This window comes from Asanoa ishikariensis (assembly GCF_900107455.1).
GTDB lineage: Bacteria > Actinomycetota > Actinomycetes > Mycobacteriales > Micromonosporaceae > Asanoa > Asanoa ishikariensis.
Map to the genome: position 1 here is coordinate 700481 of NZ_FNQB01000003.1, position 17616 is coordinate 718096.

At 70.9% G+C, this 17616-nt stretch carries 16 protein-coding genes; 3 read left to right on the forward strand and 13 right to left on the reverse strand.

The window, feature by feature from the left end:
* Positions 1-32 precede the first annotated feature (32 nt).
* Positions 33-857, forward strand: a complete 825-nt coding sequence (locus BLV39_RS27285; protein WP_090799024.1) for an SDR family NAD(P)-dependent oxidoreductase — start codon at positions 33-35, stop codon at positions 855-857.
* 46 nt (positions 858-903) lie between these two features.
* Here the strand turns inward: BLV39_RS27285 and araA are convergent, their stop codons facing one another.
* The 7 genes from araA to chvE all read right to left on the reverse strand — a co-directional run bounded on the left by araA (position 904) and on the right by chvE (position 9806).
* Complete coding sequence (araA, locus tag BLV39_RS27290) at positions 904-2412, reverse strand: L-arabinose isomerase (RefSeq protein ID WP_090800672.1); 1509 nt, start codon at positions 2410-2412, stop codon at positions 904-906.
* A gap of 14 nt (positions 2413-2426) precedes the next feature.
* On the reverse strand, positions 2427-3110 hold the full coding sequence (locus tag BLV39_RS27295; RefSeq protein WP_239083449.1) for an L-ribulose-5-phosphate 4-epimerase: 684 nt from the start codon (positions 3108-3110) through the stop codon (positions 2427-2429).
* Complete coding sequence (gene araB, locus BLV39_RS27300; protein ID WP_090799026.1) at positions 3107-4759, reverse strand: ribulokinase; 1653 nt, start codon at positions 4757-4759, stop codon at positions 3107-3109. Before araB ends, BLV39_RS27295 begins: the two co-directional genes overlap by 4 nt.
* A gap of 3 nt (positions 4760-4762) precedes the next feature.
* Positions 4763-5809: a LacI family DNA-binding transcriptional regulator gene (locus tag BLV39_RS27305; protein WP_090799028.1), complete on the reverse strand. Its 1047-nt coding sequence runs from the start codon at positions 5807-5809 to the stop codon at positions 4763-4765.
* Between the two features lie 17 nt (positions 5810-5826).
* Positions 5827-7068: a multiple monosaccharide ABC transporter permease gene (gene mmsB / locus BLV39_RS27310; protein ID WP_090799031.1), complete on the reverse strand. Its 1242-nt coding sequence runs from the start codon at positions 7066-7068 to the stop codon at positions 5827-5829.
* Positions 7065-8603, reverse strand: coding sequence for a multiple monosaccharide ABC transporter ATP-binding protein (mmsA, locus tag BLV39_RS27315; protein ID WP_090799033.1), 1539 nt, complete (start codon positions 8601-8603; stop codon positions 7065-7067). Before mmsA ends, mmsB begins: the two co-directional genes overlap by 4 nt.
* Positions 8604-8675: 72 nt before the next feature.
* Positions 8676-9806 (reverse strand): multiple monosaccharide ABC transporter substrate-binding protein, encoded by a 1131-nt coding sequence (gene chvE, locus BLV39_RS27320; RefSeq protein ID WP_090799036.1) that lies wholly within the window; start codon positions 9804-9806, stop codon positions 8676-8678.
* 371 nt (positions 9807-10177) lie between these two features.
* On the opposite strand from chvE, the gene BLV39_RS27325 reads away from it, so the two are divergent.
* The gene (locus BLV39_RS27325; RefSeq protein ID WP_143049902.1) at positions 10178-11776 is read left to right on the forward strand and encodes an alpha/beta hydrolase domain-containing protein; all 1599 of its coding nucleotides are present in this window, start codon (positions 10178-10180) and stop codon (positions 11774-11776) included.
* Between the two features lie 115 nt (positions 11777-11891).
* Entirely contained in the window at positions 11892-13232 is a 1341-nt protein-coding gene (locus BLV39_RS27330; RefSeq protein WP_090799040.1) for a diacylglycerol/lipid kinase family protein, read from the forward strand.
* On the opposite strand, the gene BLV39_RS27335 is transcribed toward BLV39_RS27330, so the two are convergent.
* The 6 genes from BLV39_RS27335 to BLV39_RS27360 all read right to left on the reverse strand — a co-directional run bounded on the left by BLV39_RS27335 (position 13213) and on the right by BLV39_RS27360 (position 17212).
* Positions 13213-13668 carry a hypothetical protein gene (locus tag BLV39_RS27335; protein ID WP_090799042.1) on the reverse strand — a complete coding sequence of 152 codons (456 nt, stop codon included), beginning with the start codon at positions 13666-13668 and terminating at the stop codon, positions 13213-13215. The genes BLV39_RS27330 and BLV39_RS27335 overlap by 20 nt on opposite strands.
* Positions 13669-13831: 163 nt before the next feature.
* Positions 13832-14167: a heavy metal-binding domain-containing protein gene (locus BLV39_RS27340; protein ID WP_204082611.1), complete on the reverse strand. Its 336-nt coding sequence runs from the start codon at positions 14165-14167 to the stop codon at positions 13832-13834.
* 92 nt (positions 14168-14259) lie between these two features.
* Positions 14260-14559 carry a hypothetical protein gene (locus tag BLV39_RS27345; RefSeq protein WP_090799046.1) on the reverse strand — a complete coding sequence of 100 codons (300 nt, stop codon included), beginning with the start codon at positions 14557-14559 and terminating at the stop codon, positions 14260-14262.
* Positions 14556-14933 (reverse strand): DUF1622 domain-containing protein, encoded by a 378-nt coding sequence (locus BLV39_RS27350; protein WP_090799048.1) that lies wholly within the window; start codon positions 14931-14933, stop codon positions 14556-14558. Before BLV39_RS27350 ends, BLV39_RS27345 begins: the two co-directional genes overlap by 4 nt.
* Before the next feature lie 69 nt (positions 14934-15002).
* On the reverse strand, positions 15003-16511 hold the full coding sequence (locus tag BLV39_RS27355) for a sensor histidine kinase (RefSeq protein WP_090799050.1): 1509 nt from the start codon (positions 16509-16511) through the stop codon (positions 15003-15005).
* Positions 16508-17212 carry a response regulator transcription factor gene (locus tag BLV39_RS27360; RefSeq protein ID WP_090799052.1) on the reverse strand — a complete coding sequence of 235 codons (705 nt, stop codon included), beginning with the start codon at positions 17210-17212 and terminating at the stop codon, positions 16508-16510. The genes BLV39_RS27355 and BLV39_RS27360 overlap by 4 nt, the downstream gene beginning before the upstream one ends.
* Between the last annotated feature and the right edge of the window lie 404 nt (positions 17213-17616).

Genomic DNA, 17616 nt, shown 5'->3' on the forward strand with positions numbered 1-17616 from the left:
CGCGACCAACCGGCCGACCGCAGCATCGACACATGCAGAACAGAGTTTGGTTGATCACCGGATGTTCCTCAGGCTTCGGCCGCGAGCTCGCGCTCGCCGCGGTGGCCGCCGGCGACCGGGTGATGGCCACCGCGCGCCGGCCCGAGACGCTGACCGGGCTGGCGGAGGCGGGCCAGGGCCGGATCACCACCACGGCGCTGGACGTCACCGACCCGGACTCGATAGCCGCGGCCGTCGAGGCGACGCTCGCCGCCTACGGCCGGATCGACGTCCTGGTCAACAACGCCGGCTCGCTGGTGCTCGGCGCCGTCGAGGAGTTCACCATGTCCGAGCTGCGCGAGCAGTTGGACGTCGTCTTCTTCGGCGCGGCCGAGGTCACCAAGGCCGTCGTGCCGCTGATGCGGACCCAGGGCAGCGGGACGATCGTGCAGATGAGCTCGATCGGCGGCCGCAAGACGTACCCGGCCTTCGGCGCCTACCACGCGGCCAAGTGGGCGCTGGAGGGCTTCTCCGAGACGCTGGCCACGGAGCTCGCGCCGCTCGGCGTGCGGGTGCTGATCGTGGAGCCCGGCGCGTTCCGCACCGAGTTCAACAACAACAAGTACGTCACCCGGGAGCTGCCGGCGTACGCCGAGACAGCGGGTGCGACCCGCCGGTTCACCCAGGAGTTGACCGCCGCGGAGCCCAACGACCCGGTCAAGGGTGTGGCGGCGATCCTGGCCGCGCTGGACAGCGAGCGCCCGCCACTGCGGCTCCTGCTCGGCGGCGACGCGGTCGACGGCCTGCGCGAGCACCACGCGGCGCTGCTGGCCGAGGTCGACGAATGGGAGCACCTCAGCCGGACGACGGCGATCTGAGCCCAGAGATAGGGGGCGCGGCCGGGCCGCGCCCCCTATCGAAACCTCAGATGCCCTGGGCCAGCCGGTGGTACGCGGCGCTCCAGCGGAGCTCCTTGGCCAGACCGCGGCGGGTCGTGCCGGCCTCGATGTGCACGAGCTCGATGCCCAGGTGGTCGGCGAGCGTGCCGACCTCCTCGGCGGTCACCGCGGTCGACAGCACCGTGTGGTGCGGCCCGCCGGCGGTGAGCCAGCCCTCGGTGGCGGTGGAGAAGTCCGGCCGCGGTTCCCATACGGCCCGCGCCACCGGCAGGTTCGGCAGCGGCTCGTCCGGCTCGACCAGGTCGACGTCGTTGGCCACCCAGCGGAACCGGTCGCCGAGGTCGGCCCAGCCGACCGTCACGGCCGGACCCGTGGCCGCGGTGAACACCAGCCGGGCCGGGTCCTCGCGGCCGCCGATGGACAGCGGGTGCACCTCGACGCGCGGGCGGTCGCCGGCGATCGTCGGGCAGACCTCCAGCATGTGCGCGCCGAGGATCTTCGGGGTGCCGGGGCCGAAGTGGTAGGTGTAGTCCTCCATGAAGGACGTGCCACCAGCCCGGCCGGCACCGACGACCTTGAGGATCCGCAGCAGGGCGGAGGTCTTCCAGTCGCCCTCGCCGCCGAAGCCGTAGCCGTCGGCCATCAGGCGCTGCACCGCGAGCCCGGGGAGCTGCCGGAGCCCGCCGAGGTCCTCGAAGTTCGTCGTGAAGGCCCGGAAGCCGCCGGCGGTCAGGAACGAGCGGAGCCCGGCCTCGATCCGCGCCTGGTAGCGGACGCTCTCGGGCCGCTCACCGCCCGGACGCAGGTCGTCGGCCACCTCGTAGGAGTCCAGGTAGGACGCTACGACCTGGTCCACGTCAGAGTCGGACACCGAGTCCACGACCGACACCAGGTCGTTGACGCCGTAGCCGTTCACGGAGACGCCGACCCGCAGCTCCGCCTCGACCTTGTCGCCCTCGGTCACCGCGACGTCGCGCATGTTGTCGCCGAACCGGGCCAGCCGCAGCGAGCGGGCCTCGGCCACACCGGTCGCGGCGCGCGCCCACGAGCCGATCCGGGCCGCCACCACCGGGTCGCTGACGTGCCCGGCCACCGTGGTCCGCGGGACGCGCAGGCGGGTCAGCGCGTAGCCGAACTCCCGGTCACCGTGCGCGGCCTGGTTGAGGTTCATGAAGTCCATGTCGATGGTCGCCCACGGCAGGGCGGCGTCGGCCTGGGTGTGCAGGTGCAGCAAGGGGCGGCGCAGCGCGTCGAGGCCCGCGATCCACATCTTGGCCGGCGAGAACGTGTGCATCCAGGTGATCACGCCGACGCAGGCCGGGTGCTCGTTGGCCCGCCCGATGATCTGGCGAATCGCGTCGGAGCTGGTCAGCACCGGCTGCCAGACGATCCGGACCGGCACGTCGCCGGCCGCGTCGATGGCCGCCGCCACCCGCTGCGACTGCTCGGCGACCTGGGCGAGAGTGTCCTCGCCGTACAGGCCCTGGCTGCCGGTCAGGAACCACACTTCCTTGCCGGCGAAGGGGTCGTCGATCACGATGTTTCCTTTCAACGCTGCCCGTAGACGTTCTGGTACCGCTCATAGAGGGAGTCGATGTCGGCCTGGGCGATCGGGAGGGGTTCGCCGAGCTGCCGGGCCAGGTGCACCGTGCGGGCCACGTCCTCGCACATCACCGCCGCCTTGACCGCCGCGCGGGCGCTGCCGCCGATGGTGAAGACGCCGTGGTTGCGCATGAGCACGGCCGGCGAGCGCTGGCCGGCCAGGGTGGCCACGATGCCCTGGCCGATGGAGTCGTCGCCGATCAGGGCGAACGGGCCGACCGGGATCGGGCCGCCGAACTCGTCGGCCATCGCGGTGATCACGCACGGGATCGCCTCGCCACGGGCGGACCAGGCGGTCGCGTACGGGCTGTGCGTGTGCACGACGCCGTTGACCTCCGGCAGGTGCCGGTAGACGTAGGCGTGCGCGGCGGTGTCGCTGGACGGGGCGCGTACCCCGTCGACGACGTTGCCGTCCAGGTCGCACACGGTGATGCCGTCCCAGGACAGCTCGTCGTACGAGACCCCGCTGCCCTTGATCACGAACAGGTCCTCACCGGGCACCCGCTCGGAGACGTTGCCGCTGGTCCACGCGACCAGCGCGTAGCGGACGAGCTCGTTGTGCAGCGCCGCCACGTGGGTGCGCTGGTCCCGGTGCGAGCCCTGCTCCGTGCGCTGGGTCGGGATGCTCACGAGGACTCCTTGGCGGTGCGGCGGATGTCGCGCAGCCGGTGCAGGACGTCGTTGCCGCCCCGGCCGAAGTGGTCGTGCAGGAGCTGGTACTCCGCGTAGAGCGCGTCGTAGGCTGCCGCGCGCCGGTCGTCCGGCACGTACACGGCCCGCCGGACCTTGCCCATCGCCTCGGCTGCGGCGTGCACGTCCGGGTAGGAGCCCGCGGCGACGGCCGCGTGGATCGCGGAGCCCAGCGCCGGACCCTGCTCGGAGTCGATCACCGACAGCGGGCGCCGGCAGACGTCCGAGTAGAGCTGCATGAGGAACGCGTTGCGCAGCAGCCCGCCGGCCACCACCAGCTCCGACACCTCGACGCCGTTGCTCTCGAAGGCCTCGACGATCGTGCGGGTGCCGAACGCGGTGGCCTCCAGCAGCGCCCGGTAGACGTCTTCGGGGCGGGTGGCCAGGGTGGTGCCGACCAGCACGCCGGACAGCTCGTGGTCGACCAGCACCGACCGGTTGCCGCCGTGCCAGTCGAGCGCGACCAGGCCGTGCTCGCCGACCTCCTGCTCGGCGGCCAGCGCGGTGAGGTGGTCGTGCACCCCGACACCGGCCGCGGCCGCCGCCTCCACATAGGACGCGGGCACGAAGTTGTCGACGTGCCAGGCGAAGATGTCACCGACGCCGCTCTGGCCGGCCTCGTAGCCGTAGAGCCCCGGCACGATGCCGCCGTCGACCACGCCGCACATACCCGGCACCTCGCCGAGCCGGTCGCTGTTCATCACGTGGCACGTCGAGGTGCCCATCACCATCAGCATCTGGCCGGGTTCGGTGGCCTTGGCGGCGGGCGCGGTGACGTGCGCGTCCACATTGCCCACACAGACGGCGATGCCCTCGCGAAGACCCGTCCAGGCCGCCGCCTCGGCGGTCAGTCCACCGGCCAACGCGCCGAGCTGGCCGATCTCGTGCTCCAGCTTGTCCGTGACGAAAGCGCCGAACGCGGGGTTGAGCGCGGCCAGGTAGTCCGGGGACGGGTAGGCGCCGTCCTGGTAGATCCCCTTGTAGCCGGCCGTGCAGGCGTTGCGCAGGTAGCTGCCGCAGAGCTGCCACACGATCCAGTCGGCGGCCTCGACCCAGCGGTCCATGGCCGCGTACACCTCGGGGTCGTCCTCGAGCACCTGGAGCGCCTTGGCGAACTCCCACTCGCTGGAGATCTTGCCGCCGTAGCGGGCCAGCCAGGTCTCACCGCGCGCGGCGGCCAGCGCGTTGATCCGGTCGGCGTGCGGCTGGGCGGAGTGGTGCTTCCAGAGCTTCGGGTACGCGTGTGGCCGCTCGCGGAAGGAATCGAGCTCGCACAGCGGCGTGCCGTCCGTGGTGGTCGGCAGCACGGTGCAGGCGGTGAAGTCGGTGCCGATGCCGATCACCTCAGCGGGATCGACCCCGCTGGCGCGGACCGCGGCCGGCACCGCGTCGCGCAGCACCGCCAACCAGTCCCCCGGCATCTGCAGCGCCCAGTCCGGCGGCAACCGCTCACCGGTGGCCGGCAGCCGGTTCTCGACCACGGCGTGGTCGTACACCGAGACGGCGCTGCCAAGCTCCGCCCCGTCGGCTACCCGGACCACGACCGCCCTCCCGGACAGCGTGCCGAAGTCGACTCCGACGACGTACATGAGTCACCCTTTCCCCCGGGTCGGTGGTGCGGTGGTGGCCCGCACCAACAACTGCGGCACGACCGGACACGGTCGTGCCTGTTCGCCGCCGAGCAGCCCGAGCACGAGCTGCACGCCCCGTCGCCCCAACTCAGCGAAGTCCTGCCGGACCGTGGTCAACGGCGGGATGTAGTAGGGCGCCTCCGGCACGTTGTCGAAGCCGACGACGCTGACGTCGTCGGGCACCCGCAGGCCGGCCTCGTGGAAGGCGTTGAGCAGCCCGAAGGCCATCTGGTCGTTGGCGACGAACACGGCGGTCACCGACTCGCCGCCGCGCCGCCGGGCGACCAGCTCCCGGCCGGCCGCGTGCCCCGAGGCCGGCAACCAGTCGCCGCGCAGCATCGACGGCGGCCGCGCGCCGGCGGAGTCGAGCACCGCCCGCCAGCTCGAGGCACGGGCGGCCGCCTCGATCGACCCGGCCGGCCCGCTGACGTGGTGGACGGTGCGATGCCCGAGGTCGAGCAGGTGCCGGGTGGCCAGCGCGGCTCCCGTCTCCTGGTCGACCCAGACCGCCGGGCCGTCTCCGTCGCCGCTGGCCTGGACCGTGATCAGCGGAACGGCGGCGTGCACCTCGCGCAGGGCCAGCACCGCCTCGTCATAGGTGCTCAGCGCGACGATCGCGTCCACCGACTGGGTCGCCAGCCGGTCGATCGCCTCGGTCATGGTGCGGGCGCCGGCGTCGTCGAGCACGGAGACGGTCAGGAAGTAGCCGGCCTCGCGGGCCGCGTGCTCCAGGCCGAGCATCGTCTGCGCCGGCCCGTACTGGCTGATGTTGGAGGTGACCAGGCCGATGGTGCGGGTCGAACCGGTGGCGAGGGCCCGGGCCGCCCCGTTGGGGCGGTACCCGAGCTCCGCGATCGCCGCCAGGACCCGTGCCCGGGTGGCCACCGCCACGTTGGGGTGGCGGTTGATCACCCGCGACACGGTCTGGTGCGACACGCCCGCGCGGGCGGCCACGTCCGACATGGCCAGTGGCCGGGTCGGGGCGGAGTCCGCGGTCGGTGCGTCCATGGGTCCGGTCAGCGACGTCAGCGGTTGGCGCCGACGCGGCGCTTGTTGTAGATGTCGAACGCCACGGCGAGCAGCAGCACGAGGCCCTTGACCACGGACTGGACCGACTGGTCAATGCCCATCAACTGCATGCCGTTGCTCATCACAGCCATGATCAGACCACCGACCATGGCGCCGACCACGGTGCCCACGCCGCCGGCCACGGCCGCACCACCGATGAAGGCGGCCGCGATGGCGTCGAGCTCGAACATGTTGCCGGCCGCCGGCTGCGCGCCGTTGGACCGCGACGAGTAGATGACACCCGCCACGCCGGCCAGGAAGCCCATGTTGACGAACATCCAGAAGTTGACCGACTTGACCTTGACGCCCGAGAGCTGCGCCGCGGACAGGTTGCCGCCGATGGCGTACACCTGGCGGCCGAAGACGGTGCGCCGGGTGACCATGCCGTAGGCGATGACCAGGACAGCCAGGATGATCAGCACGATCGGCAGGCCGCGGGCGTGGGCGAGCTGCCACGCGAAGTACATGATCACCGCGCCGACCAGCAGGATCCGCAGGACGAACAGCGGGAACGACTCCACCGACTGCTCGTAGCGGACCCGGGCCGTCCGGGTGCGGTAGCCGCTGACCGCGATGCCGGCCACGGCGACCGCGCCGATGACCAACGTGAACAGGTCGAAGCCCTGGCCGCCGAACAACCCGTTGAGGAAGCCGTTGGCGATCTTCTGGTACTCACCCGGGAACGGCGAGAGGGAGATGTTGTCGAGCACCTGGAGCGTGAGGCCGCGGAAGAGCAGCATGCCGGCCAGCGTCACGATGAACGCCGGCATGCCGACGTACGCGACCCAGAAGCCGTGCCAGACACCCACCGCGAGGCCGACCGTGATCGCCGCGACCACGCCCACCCACCAGGGCAGGCCCTGCTGGATGACCAGCACGGCGGAGACCGCGCCGGTCAGCGCCACCACCGAGCCGACCGACAGGTCGATGTGGCCGCCGATGATCAGAATGACCATGCCGATGGCGAGCACCAGGATGTACGAGTACTGCAGCAGGATGTTCGTGATGTTGCCCGGGCTCAGCGAGACGCCGTCGGTGAGGATCGCGAACAGCCCGACGATCACCACGAACGCGACGTAGATGCCGCTCTGCCGCAGGTTACGCATGATCAGCGTGCGGGGGTCGCTGGTGCCGGTGTGCAGCGCGACCGCCGGAGCGGTGCCGGACTCCCGCGTCTCGGGGGGCTTGGTGTCGGTCATCCGGCGAGCTCCTTCTCCTTGGTCATGAGCGCCATGAGGTTTTCCTGGGTGGCCTCGCCTACCGGGACTTCACCGGTGATGCGGCCGGCCGAGAGGGTGTAGATGCGGTCGCAGATCCCGAGCAGCTCCGGGAGCTCAGACGAGATGACGATGACCGCCTTGCCCTGTGCCACCAGTTTGTTGATGATCGTGTAGATCTCGTACTTGGCGCCGACGTCGATGCCACGCGTCGGCTCGTCCAGGATCAGCACGTCCGGGTCGGTGAACAACCACTTGGACAGCACGACCTTCTGCTGGTTGCCGCCCGAGAGGGTGCCGACGGTCGTCATCACGTTGGACGTCTTGATGTTCATGTCACGCCGGCTCTGCTCGGCGATCTTGATTTCCTCGTTGCCGTTGACCCAGCCACCGCGGGCCAGCTTGCCCAGCGCGGCGGCGGAGATGTTGCGGCACACGTCGGCGATCAGGTTGAGCCCGTAGCGCTTGCGGTCCTCGGTGGCGTACGCGATGCCGTTGCGGATCGCCTCCGAGACCGAGCGCGCCCGGACCTCCTTGCCGTGCATGAAGAGGTGGCCGCTGACGTCGCGCCCGTAGGAGCGGCCGAACACGCTCATCGCGAGCTCGGTGCGCCCGGCGCCCATCAGCCCGGCGATGCCGACGACCTCGCCCGCGCGCACGTTCAGGTTGGCCCCGTCGACGACCTTGCGGTCCTGGGTCGGGTGCCAGGCGGTCCAGTCCTCGATCCGGAACACTTCCTCGCCCGGGTGCGACTCGCGGTCGGGGTAGAAGCTGTCGAGGTCGCGGCCGACCATGCCGCGGATGATCCGGGCCTGGGTCGAGTCTTCGTCGGTCATGTCGAGCGTCTCGACGGTGTGGCCGTCGCGGATCACCGTGGTCGAGTCGGCGATCGCGGTGATCTCGTTGAGCTTGTGGGAGATCATGATGCAGGTGATGCCCCGGTCGCGCAGGCGGCGGAGCAGGTCGAGCAGGTGCGCCGAGTCGATGTCGTTGAGCGCGGCCGTGGGCTCGTCCAGGATCAGCAGCTTGACCTCTTTGGACAGTGCCTTGGCGATCTCGACGAGCTGCTGCTTGCCGACGCCGAGCTGGATCACCGGCGAGGTCGGGTTCTCGTCGAGGCCCACGGACTTGAGCAGCGACGCCGCCTCCGCGTTTGCCCGGTTCCAGTCGATCAGGCCGCCCGTGCCCCGGCGCTCGTTGCCGAGGAAGATGTTCTCGGCGATCGAGAGGTGGGGCACCAGGGCCAGCTCCTGGTGGATGATGACGACGCCCTGGGCCTCGCTGTCGCGGATGCCGTTGAAATGCACCGGCTTTCCGTCCAACACGATCTCGCCCGTGTACGACCCGGTCGGGTAGACACCGGAGAGCACCTTCATCAGCGTGGACTTACCCGCGCCGTTCTCACCGCAGATCGCGTGGATCTCGCCGCGCCGGACGGCGATCGACACGTCCTCGAGCGCCGTCACACCGGGGAAAGTCTTGGTGATGTCGCGCATCTCCAGCAGCACGTCGGTCATCCGTCCTCCTTCTGCGTGCTTGCGGGCGGCAGGCCCGGTGACCCGCTCGGGGTCACCGGGCCTGCCGGTTGATCACTTGGCCTGACCGGCCTTGACCTCGTCGGCCGTCCAGTAGCCCGAGTCGATCAGGGACTTCTGGATGTCATCCTTGTAGACCGTCTCGACGGGCAACAGGTACGACGGGACAACCTTGACGCCGTTGTCGTACGTCTTGGTGTCGTTGGCCTCCGGCGTCGCCTTCTTCAGGAACGCCTCGGCGGCCGTGACGGCCTGCTCGGCCAGCAGTCGGGTGTCCTTGAAGACGGTCGAGCTCTGCACGCCGTCGTTGATGAGCTTGACGGACGCGATCTCCGCGTCCTGGCCCGTCACGACCGGCATCTTGCCCTTGTAGCCGGCGTTCTGCAGCGCGGTGATGATGCCGCGGGAGAGGCCGTCGTACGGGGAGAGGACGCCGGCAACCTTGGCGCCGTCGTTGTAGCTGGAGGTCAGCAGGTCTTCCATCCGCTTCTGCGCGGTCTCCTGCTGCCACCGCAGGGTCGCCGCCTGCTCGATGGAGGTCTGCTTCGACTTCACGACGAGGGTGCCCTTGTCGATGAACGGCTTGAGCGTGTCCATCGCGCCGTCGAAGAAGAAGTGCGCGTTGTTGTCGTCGAGCGAGCCGGCGAACAGTTCGACGTTCAGCGGGCCCTTGGCGGTGCCCTCCGAACCGTCCTTGTTAAGCACGCCGAGGCCCACCAGGAGCGCCGTCGCCTGCGCCACGCCGACCTTGTAGTTGTCGAAGCTGACGTAGAAGTCGACGTTCTTGCTGTCGCGGATCAGCCGGTCGTAGGAGATGACCGGGATCTTCTTGTCGGCGGCAGCCTGGAGCTGGCTGCTGAGCGCGGTGCCGTCGATGGCCGCGATGATCAGGACGTCGGCGCCCTGGGTGATCATCTGGTCGACCTGCTGCGACTGGGTCGGGATGTCGTCACCGGCGTACTGCAGGTCCACCTTGTAGCCCTTCGCCGTCAGCTTCTCCTTGACAGAGTTGCCGTCGGCGATCCAGCGCTCCGAGGTCTGGGTCGGCATCGAAACACCGATCGTCAGGTCGGTCGGCGCCTGGTTGGCGGTATCGGTGCCACTGCCGGCGCCCTCACCGCTGCAGGCCGCCAGGCTCAACGCCACTGCGGCGGCGCCCAGAGCGGCCAGAAGTCGCTTGTTCAAGCTGTCCCCCCTCCGGGGTTCGTATGCCATCAACATTTCCGGGTTACAACGAGCCACAGTGTTAGCGCTAACAACAATGTCGTCAAGCCCTCTCACCGACATCTTGCGGTCACGGTCTCGTAACAAGGCAAACGCTGGTGACGCGCTCCCAGGCGAGGAAACAAGCAAGGTGTGAGCGTTAACAGCAAAGCGACTCGGCGGACACCCAGCGTGACACCGCGCTCGATACATCATGGACGGACATGTCCGAATCGCCGGCCTGGACGGATCGTGGGTCGGCTGCTGAAAACAATCGAGAACATTCGTAGGAACTGATCGAACTTCTATCCAAAAGATTGAAAGTTTCGAATAGGTACGCCTATCTTTTTGTCATGCGAACCCGTCTCCTCGCTGTCCTCGCGTTACTAGTCGGATTTGTCGCCCCCGTCTCCTCGCCCGCATGGGCCGCCGACTCCGTGGCCGTCCCCACGGTCAGCGGCCCGATCGCGGCGACCACGGCCGTCGGCGACCCCGGCCACGGCTACCCGTTCCTGGCCACCGACGTCGACCTCGCCGCCGCGGGCTACGTCGAACAGGAGTTCTTCGTCAGCGGCACGGCCACCCGCTACGCCACGGCCGGCACGGCCACCGCGACCGTCGTCAGCACCGGCCACCCGTACGCCACCCGGATCGTGGTCCGTCGCCCGGTCTCCGCGAAAGCGTTCAACGGCGTCGTGGTCGCCGAGTGGTACAACGTCAGCAACCAGTGGGACCAGGAGGTCGACTGGTTCCAGTCGCACGAGCACTTCCTGCGGCAGGGCTACGCGTGGGTCGGCGTCTCCGCACAGCGCGCCGGTGTGCACTCGGCGACCGGCCTTCGCGCGTGGAGCCCCGGCCGCTACGGCGGGCTCGACGTCACCGCCGGCGGCACGATCAACGACGACTCCCTGTCGTACGACATCTTCAGCCAGGCGGTCCAGGCGGTGCGTTCCGCGCTGCGGCCGAAGCTCGTCATCGCCACCGGCCACTCGCAGTCGGCGGGCCGGCTGGCCAACTACTACAACGGCGTGCAACCGCTGGCCGGCGTTGTCGACGCGGTCGTGCTGCACGGTGGCGGCGGCGTGCTGCGCACGGACCTGGCCACCAAGGTCTTCCGGATCAACTCCGAGGGCGACGTGGCCAGCGGCATCCTCTCCGCCGCCGCCCGCGCCCAGGCCGACTCGCCGGTGCTGCGGGCCTGGGAGGTCGCCGGCGCGTCGCACGGCGACTGGAAGCTGATCACCGACTACGGCCCGCTGCGCAAGCGCGACATCGGCACGTACCCGGGCGGCTTCCCGGGCGAGCCCCAGACCTGCGCGCTGCCCTCGCTGTCCCGGGTGCCGCAGCACATGGTGCAGAACGCGGTGTACGACCACACGGTGGCCTGGGCTCTGCGCGGTGTCCTGCCGCCGACCGCGCCGAGGATCGAGATGGCCGGGACCGCGGTCGCCCGTGACGCGCTCGGCCTGTCGCTCGGCGGCATCCGGCTCGCCCAGCAAGAGGTGCCGCTGCGGGTCAACAGCGGCAGCAACACCGGGCCGGGCTTCTGCTTCCTCGACGGCAGCTCGCTGCCGCTGACCGACGAGCAGCTCGCCGGGCGCTACCCGACGGTCCTGTCCTACGCCGCACCGTCGGTGACCGCCACCGCGGCGGCCGTCCGCGCCGGCTACGTCACGCGCTCGGTGAGCCGCGACCCCGCCTGGTACTCGGACCTCCGCTACCTGATCGACGAGTACGCGTCCGCCGGCCGCATCGACGCCCGCGTCGCCGCCGACCTGCACTCGAGCCTGGCCCGAGCGGAACGGGAGGGCACGGCGGGCCGCGACCTCACGGCGATCGTGCACCTCGCCCTCGTCTCACTGCAGGCCACGCTGCGCGTCCCGGACCCGGCCGCACGAGCCGCGGTGCTCCGTGCGACCTCGGCATTGAGCGGAGTGCTGGCCCTGACCTGAAGCAAGGGACCCTTCTTAACGCTTTACGCGGAGGAAGGGTCCCTTGTTAACAGGTGGCGTGCGGGTCGCGCGGTAAGCCTGCCCGCGATGCGTGTTAAGCGTAAAATCTGTCGATATGGTGACGCAGTCGACGGCCCCGCCCCACGCCGGGTCGTCGCTGCTGCACCGTTGGCTCGCGCGGGCCGCCTTCTTCCTCGTGCTGGCCGCGTTCGCGGTCCCCGTGGCGGTAGCGGGCGCGAAGGGCAGCGTCTCGATGCTGCTCATCGCCGCCGGCTGCCTGGTCGCCACCGTCGCCGCGATCTGGTGGTTCCTGGCGCACTCCGGCGTGCTGCGCTGGCTCGCCGCCGTCCTGCTGGTGGCCGCGCCGTTGGCCGTGCTGTTGGTCTACGCGCTGCACCATCTGGTCTGGGTCGCCGCGGTGTCGGCCGGCCTCCTGGTGCTGGCCGGCGGCGCGGGCCGCCGTGCGCTGACCCAGGCCGCGCGGTCACCGCACGAGGTCGCCACTCCCCCGCCCCGCCAGCCCTTCCTGATCATGAATCCACGCTCCGGCGGCGGCAAGGTCGGCCGCTTCGACCTGGCCGAGCGGGCGCGGGCGATGGGTGCCGAGGTCGTACTGCTCGACACCACCGGCACCACCGACGTCGCCGCGCTGGCCGAGGACGCCGTCCGGCGCGGAGCGGATCTGCTCGGCGTCGCGGGCGGCGACGGCACGCAGGCCATCGTCGCCGGCGTCGCCGCCGAGCACGACATCCCGTTCCTGGTCATCTCGGCCGGCACCCGCAACCACTTCGCGCTCGACCTCGGCCTCGACCGCGACGACCCGGCCGCCTGCCTGGACGCGCTGACCGACGGTGTCGAGGTGCGGGTGGACCTGGGCGACATCGGCGGGCGGACGTTCGTCAACAACGCCTCGTTCGGCGTGTACGCGGCCATCGTGCAGAGCGACGCCTACCGGGCCGACAAGGCCGGCACCGCGCTCGCGTTGCTCCCGGACCTGCTCACACAGCAGGTCGGGCCGCGGCTGAGCCTGCGGGTCGGCGGCACCGTGTGTGCGGGACCGCAGGCGATCCTGGTCAGCAACAACCCGTACACCGTGGACGATGTCGCGGGTCTCGGACAACGCCCACGGCTCGATCGCGGCCGGCTGGGCGTCATCTCGGTCACCGTCGACTCGACCGCCGACGCGGTCCGGCTCCTGCGCGGCCGCAACGCCGCCCCGGTCACCATGCTGAGCGCGCCCGAGGCGGTGGTCGAGGCCGGCGGCGCCCCGGTGCCGGTAGGCGTCGACGGCGAGTCGCTGCTGCTGGACACGCCGCTGGTCGCCCGGATCCGGCCCGGCGCGCTGCGGGTGCGGGTGCCGCGGGACCGACCAGGGGTACGCGCAGCGCGGGCCGCGCTCGACTGGGCCCACCTGGGTCGGCTGGCCCTTTCGGGACCTACACGCAAACGTTCTTGAGCGACGTCGGGATGCCCTCCAAAGTGGGCATGCTCTGCTCCAGCGGAGTCTTGCTCAGCTTCGAGATGGTCTTGGCCGCGTCCGCGATGGCGGTCTTGACGTCGCTGTCGATGTCCTGGTTCGCCAGCAGGTCGAGCTGGTAGCCCCACCACTGGAGAGTGTCGTCGACGGTCTTCTCCGCGGGAGCCGCCGCCTCGCCCTCGCTGCCGCCTTCGCCCAGCTTCTCGAGCGCGGCGGCGAGGTCCTGGAGTCTGGCCTCGCTGTCGGCGATCGCCTCGTCGCAGGCCGAGGAGGTCACGACCGACTTGTCCTCGGCTTTCACCTCGCCGGACCCGCTCGACGCCGCGGACCCACCCGCGTCATCGCCCGAACCGCACGCGGCGGCACCGAGTCCAACCAGCCCGACAACGAACACCGTCGCGATACCGCGCCGCATACCAGCCGCTCCTAGATACTGGGATTCCGAGCGGCCAGGCTAACTGATCATGAGTGCCCGGCACCTTCGCGCGTGAACTATCCCACGGCCCCTGACCTGCTGTAACCGCTGCGACACAGGGCAGCGGACGGCGGGACCGCTAGAGCGACGGGCGGTTGCGTCGTTACACCGGCGTGACCTGGGCGGCGGTTCCGTACGCCACGATTTCGGACAGTCCGTTGCCGATGTCGGACGAGTCGAACCGCACCCCGATCACCGCGTTGCCGCCGAGCTCGTGCGCGTGCCCGACCAGCCGCTCGAACGCGGTGTGCCGGGCGGCGTCGACCACCTGCGTGTACTCGGAGACCTCGCCCTGCCGCAGCGCCTTGAGCCCGCCGGTCACCCCACGGACCACGCCGACGCTGCGCACGATGATCCCCCAGGCGATGCCGTACGTGCGCTCGACGCGGTAGCCGGGCACGTCGAACGTCGTGGACGCGAGGAACTCCGTCGTTGTCATGCCTACCATCCTGGCCCGCACCGTCCGGCCAGGCAGGCGCTTTCGCGCAGCCCACGCCTGGTCCACTTCGGACCCAAGGCACGGCGGTCGCGTCAGTCGGTTTTCCCGGCGCGGCCGGGCGCTTGCGGCATCGGCGCGAACAGTCCCCGCGAGCCGGTCTGCAGCGACCAGGTGATGAGGTGCCGCACGGCCAGCACGATGCCCGCCGACGCCGCCCGCAGGTACGTGGGGTCCGCCGCCAGGTGCAGCACGCCCGCCACCATGAGGAAGTCGAGCAGCACCGCGAGCGCGGCCAACGGCATTCGGGTCGCGGCCAGCGTCGCGGCGGCGACAATGATGCCCATCGCCACGGCGACCGCGCTCGCGGCCTCGGTGACCTCACCCAGGCTCAAGGCCGGGCCGACCGGTCGTCGCGTTGCCCCGCGGCCACCTGACGGCGCTCCTCGTCGATCTCCCGACGCAGCGTCCAGTTGAGCGCCGTGCGGATGGCCGCGATCGCCGCGAGCTGGCCGATGTCGCTGAACGAGGGCGAGATCGCGGTGCGCAGGATGTCGCCGGCGAGCTGGAACTCCAGGCCGAGGGTAAGGAAGCGGCCGAGGTCGAGCCGGACCAGGACGAAGGAGGCCGTGTCCCGGTCGCGCACCGTGAGCCACAACAGCTTGCCGAACGCGTAGGCCGCGCCGACGCCGATGATGATCGCGCCGCCCGCCTCGACGATCGTCACGAGCACGTTGACGGCGTCGCTGACCCGCTCCTCGACGCTCACCCGTCAACCTACTCATCAGCCTGATGGGTCCCGCCGGCATAGGCCGAACCCGTCACCCGGACGAGTGATCTACGGGTGACCCGGCACCCGGCCGTCCTCCGGGAGCAGCACCCGGAACGTGGCGCCGCCGCCGGTCGTGGGGTGCAGCTCGACCCGGCCGCCGTGGCTGGTGACGATCGCGGACACGATGGACAGTCCGAGTCCGGAGCCGCCGCTGCGCCGGTTGCGGCTCGGGTCGGCCCGGTAGAGGCGCTCGAAGACCCGCTCGGCGTGCTCCACCGGCACGCCAGGACCGGCGTCGGCGACCTCCAACACGGCCAGCGGCCGGTCCCCGGGCACCTCGCCGACCGCGGCTGCGGGCGGAATGCCGGCCGCACCGGGCAACCGGCGACCGACCCGTACGACCACGGTGGCCGGGGCCGTGCTGTGCTGGAGCGCGTTGGCGACCAGGTTGGTGAGGACCTGCCGCAGCCCGTGCTCGTCGCCGAGCACCGTCACCGCCTCGAAGGGCGCGTCGTCGGCGGTGTTGCCGAGGGCGGCCAGCTCGACCGGGCGGTCCGGCTGCCGGGCGTGCGCGTCGCGGATCGTGTCGGCGGCGATGGCGAGCAGGTCGACGGGCTGCCGCTCGGGGCGGCGTTGCAGGTCGAGCCGGGCCAACTGGAGCAGGTCCTCGACCAGCAGCCCCATCCGGGCCGCCTCGGCCTCGATCCGGCCCATCATCTCGTCGAGCCGCGGCCCGGGCACCGCTCCCCCGCGCCGGTAGAGCTCGGCGAACCCACGGATCGAGGTGAGCGGGGTACGTAGCTCGTGCGAGGCGTCCGCGACGAACTGCCTGAGCCGGCGCTCGGACGTGGTCCGCGCGGACACCTCGGCCTCGATCCGGTCGAGCATCGAGTTGAGCGCGATGCCGAGCCGGCCGGGCTCGGTGTGCGGGTTGGCGTCGCGGACCCGCCGGGACAGGTCGCCGCCGGTGATCTCGGCCGAGGTGCGCTCCATCCGGGTCAGCGGCCGCAGGCCCATCCGGACCACGAGCGCCGCGACCACCGCCAGCAGGGCCAGCACCACGAGCATCACCACGACGTCGATGGCCAGCAGCAGGTCGGCGGTGGCGTCCACGGCCTGGAGCGAGACGCCCGAGACGGTCAGGCTGCCGTCCCGGTTGGCGACCACGAGCAGCCGCCAGGTCATCGTGCCGTCCACGGCGCGCACCGTGAACGGCTCGCCACCGGCCCGCTCCAGCAGCGCCGCGTAGGTCGGCAGCTCCGGTGGCGGCACTCCCGCCGCGACGGCCAGCAACGGCGACTCCCCGTCGGGCGGCACCAGGGCCATGGCGCGGTCCACGTCGAACCGCCCGCGCGGGAACGGGTTCGGCGGTGGCGGCACATCCCAGGTCCGACGCTGGCTGGCCGCCTGGCCCATCGCGTGCAGCTGTTCGTCGATCCGGTCGGTGAGGTTGCGGCGCAGCAGTGCGAGGCCGATCGCGTTGGCGATCAGCAGTGCGAACGCGGTCAGGGTGGCGACCGCGACCACGAGTCGGGCGCGCAGCGTCCAGTGGCGCCAGCGCCGCGGCCGGATCATTCCTGTTCCCGCGGCAGGCGCAGGGCGTAACCGACGCCGCGTACGGTGTGGATCAGCGCGGGCCCGCGGGCGTCGATCTTCTTGCGCAGGTAGTACACATAGGACTCGACGATCCGGCCGTCGCCCCCGAAGTCGTAGCTCCAGACCCGGTCCAGGATCTGCGCCTTGCTGACCACCCGGCCGGCGTTGACGAGCAGGTAGCGCAGCAGTTTGAACTCGGTCGGCGAAAGGTCGACCAGCCGCCCGGCCCGGCGCACCTCGTGCGCGTCCTCGTCGAGCTCGACGTCGGCGTACCGCAGCAGCCCCGGATCGGAGTCGGCCGCGTGGCTGCGCCGCAGGATCGCCCGGATCCGCAGCACGACCTCCTCCAGACTGAAGGGCTTGGTGACGTAGTCGTCGGCGCCGACGGTGAGCCCGGAGATCCGGTCCTCGACGGCGTCCTTGGCGGTCAGGAACAGCACGGGTACGCCTGCCTTGCCTCCCGCACGCAGCCGCCGCGCGACCTGGAAGCCGTCGAGGTCGGGCAGCATCACGTCGAGCACGACCAGGTCGGGCGCGAAGTCCTCGGCTGCGGTCAGCGCCTCGAAGCCGCCCGACGCGACCCGCACGTCGAAGTCGACCAGCCGCAGCGTGGCGGATAGCAGGGCGCAGATGTTGGGCTCGTCGTCGACGACGAGCACCCGGGTGGCTCGAGCTGGCACACCGTATCTCTTACGGGTCGAGGATCGGAACTGCCTGGGAGCGGGCTAGGAAGACGCTGTGACAACCTCGTGGCCCGTCGATGTGGGCGGCGGTGGCGCGGATGTCCGGTTCGCCGCGCGGACCTATTGCGACCTGCGGCGGGCCGTCATCCGTGGTCGCGCGGTCGGGCACCGGCTCCGCGGCGCCGAGCACGCACCGGGCACGCTGCGGGGGGTGCGGTCGGAACGCGATCGTGACCCGGAGGCACCGCCGTCCACGGTGGCACCGCGGGGATGTCGCGGCGACCGGCCACACCGGCCGCGGCGGGCGCAACGGGCACCGCCGTCACCAACCATTGTGGATGAAAGAGATCCGGACTCCCGCCACCGGCCGGCCGGTTAGCCTGACATAAGTGATCCGTTGC